The organism is Leptolyngbya sp. FACHB-36, assembly GCF_014695955.1.
In the GTDB taxonomy this organism is placed as follows: Bacteria; Cyanobacteriota; Cyanobacteriia; order Leptolyngbyales; family Leptolyngbyaceae; genus FACHB-36.
This window is the reverse complement of record NZ_JACJPG010000560.1, coordinates 1-1,677: the sequence shown is the minus strand read 5'-3', so window position 1 is coordinate 1,677 and position 1,677 is coordinate 1. Positions and strand designations below refer to the sequence as shown.

General features: G+C 56.1%; 4 protein-coding genes. All 4 read right to left on the bottom strand.

Going from position 1 to position 1,677, the window contains the following annotated elements; translation table 11 throughout:
* Positions 1-8: 8 nt before the first annotated feature.
* Entirely contained in the window at positions 9-404 is a 396-nt protein-coding gene (locus tag H6F43_RS16030; RefSeq protein WP_206754578.1) for a hypothetical protein, read from the bottom strand.
* The gene (locus H6F43_RS16025; RefSeq protein ID WP_190343724.1) at positions 368-736 is read right to left on the bottom strand and encodes a hypothetical protein; all 369 of its coding nucleotides are present in this window, start codon (positions 734-736) and stop codon (positions 368-370) included. The genes H6F43_RS16030 and H6F43_RS16025 overlap by 37 nt, the downstream gene beginning before the upstream one ends.
* Positions 724-999 carry a hypothetical protein gene (locus H6F43_RS16020; RefSeq protein WP_190343723.1) on the bottom strand — a complete coding sequence of 92 codons (276 nt, stop codon included), beginning with the start codon at positions 997-999 and terminating at the stop codon, positions 724-726. Before H6F43_RS16020 ends, H6F43_RS16025 begins: the two co-directional genes overlap by 13 nt.
* Before the next feature lie 175 nt (positions 1,000-1,174).
* Positions 1,175-1,501 carry a hypothetical protein gene (locus H6F43_RS16015; protein WP_190343722.1) on the bottom strand — a complete coding sequence of 109 codons (327 nt, stop codon included), beginning with the start codon at positions 1,499-1,501 and terminating at the stop codon, positions 1,175-1,177.
* Positions 1,502-1,677: the final 176 nt, after the last annotated feature.

Sequence of the window (1,677 nt, the reverse complement as noted above, 5' to 3'; positions counted from 1 at the left end):
CTGAAATCTCATACCGTCACCTCGCCCCAGTGCAGCACTACACCTCGAAACGGCAGCGTGTAATGGTCCTGAAAGAACTTGAAAAACTGGTCTGGGTCCTCGAACCCGTCAGCGCGGACAAATGCCAGCAGCGCTGCATCATCTAGTGGCGCATAGGCAGTTGAGCACAGGCGGATAATGCTCTGCTCGATCGTGATGCCGTCTTTGTTGGTGCAGATTGCAGTCCCTAGTCGTCTGCGGTTGCTGCTGCGCTGCGACTGCCAGAGATAGAGCTGATCGCCCTTGCAAATAGGGTGTTTGCGTTCCCGTCGCACGGTTTGGCGGCTAAGGCCCTGCTCCACGAGTGTTGCCTTCCAGGGTTGAAAGCTCAGGACTGGCATGGCGACCCCTCCCGTTCCAGCCATCGCAAGTAGGCCTCTAAGAGAGCGATCGCTGGCTCAGCGTGCTCCGTCTTGCAGCGCCACGCAATGGCAGAGCCTTCAAATTCCATCAGGCTGACGTGGTATTCGTTAGCGTTAACTAGCGAGAACCGCAACTGGCGGGCCGTAATCGCTCGTTGAACTGCGCTCTGCACGATCGCCGCGATTACGGGATTCAAGTCAAGGCTGTGCTCGACCTCAACGCTTGTAAACCTTAAATCAAAAACCGTTGAACCGATTCCAGCGCGTGTGATTGCACATCGCTGAGGTTCCAGATCGGACCACTGCACCAGCAGGTCGATGATTATGACTGGCATCGGGCACCTCGCCGCTGAAGCTGCTGGGTGCGAAGCCACTGCGTATGCAGCGCTTCTATTGCCTCTCTCAGCGTCGATGCGTGAGGCGGCTGCCAGAATGCACCACCACCAGCAAGCCAGATTGCATAGCGCGGCGATCGACGCCTGCCGTAATCAATGATTCTCCCGATCGGTCGCTGGCAGGCTTGATCGGCGTACACGTCCCGATCGTCCAACGTATCGGTGAGAAAAACGGTCCCTTGGGTTGTTTGGTATGATTGCATTTCGTATCTTTATTCGGTGAATTGAAGCAGGGCTGGGGCAAGGCCCTGCTTTTTGCTAGGAACTCAACAGGAATTTGACCGATCGCTTTACTAGCGTCGGTTTCGTTGTGGAGTGTGGGGGCAAGACTGGGGTAGTTCGGCTTTGCAGGCTGCAGGTCTGGATGGAGTGCCATCACTAGCCCTCCACCGTGACGGAGACTAAACCTTTCACGCGGAGGCAGGCGATCGCCTCGCCCCAGCCCCCAGCGTTGATCTGCTGCTGTAGCTGCGCTGGCAGTGGTACCCAGCGCAATTGAGGATCGAAGCAATCGCACAGTTCGCAGTGCAGCGCTTCGGCTGCGGCGATGCCTCGGATGGAGTTTCTGTCGGTTGAAAGAAGCTGGAGCCGGATGCCTCCTACTTTCGACTGATCTAAAGAAAATTCTTCCGGTACTGCCGGAGACAGCAGAATTCGCTGTGTATTTGGTAAAGTGGGACTGGTAGACTTAACAGTTCGCGACACAATTCAAACTCCTGTGTAGTGCAGGTGGGAGGCGATCGCCGCTCAGGGTCTGGCAAGGACGGGAGCGGCGATCGTTTTGTTTGGGGTTAGGAAGTGGTTGCTAGTGACGCGGACAGCGAGTTTTTTCTCTGTGAGATGTAGAGCTGGACGGCTTGAACGACTAGCTCGGATTTGGT

What these genes read in the sequence shown, in the direction of transcription:
- H6F43_RS16030 (WP_206754578.1), bottom strand. Translation starts at nt 404, where the DNA reads ATGGCTGGAACGGGAGGGGTCGCCATGCCAGTCCTGAGCTTTCAACCC.
- H6F43_RS16025 (WP_190343724.1), bottom strand. Translation starts at nt 736, where the DNA reads ATGCCAGTCATAATCATCGACCTGCTGGTGCAGTGGTCCGATCTGGAA.
- H6F43_RS16020 (WP_190343723.1), bottom strand. Translation starts at nt 999, where the DNA reads ATGCAATCATACCAAACAACCCAAGGGACCGTTTTTCTCACCGATACG.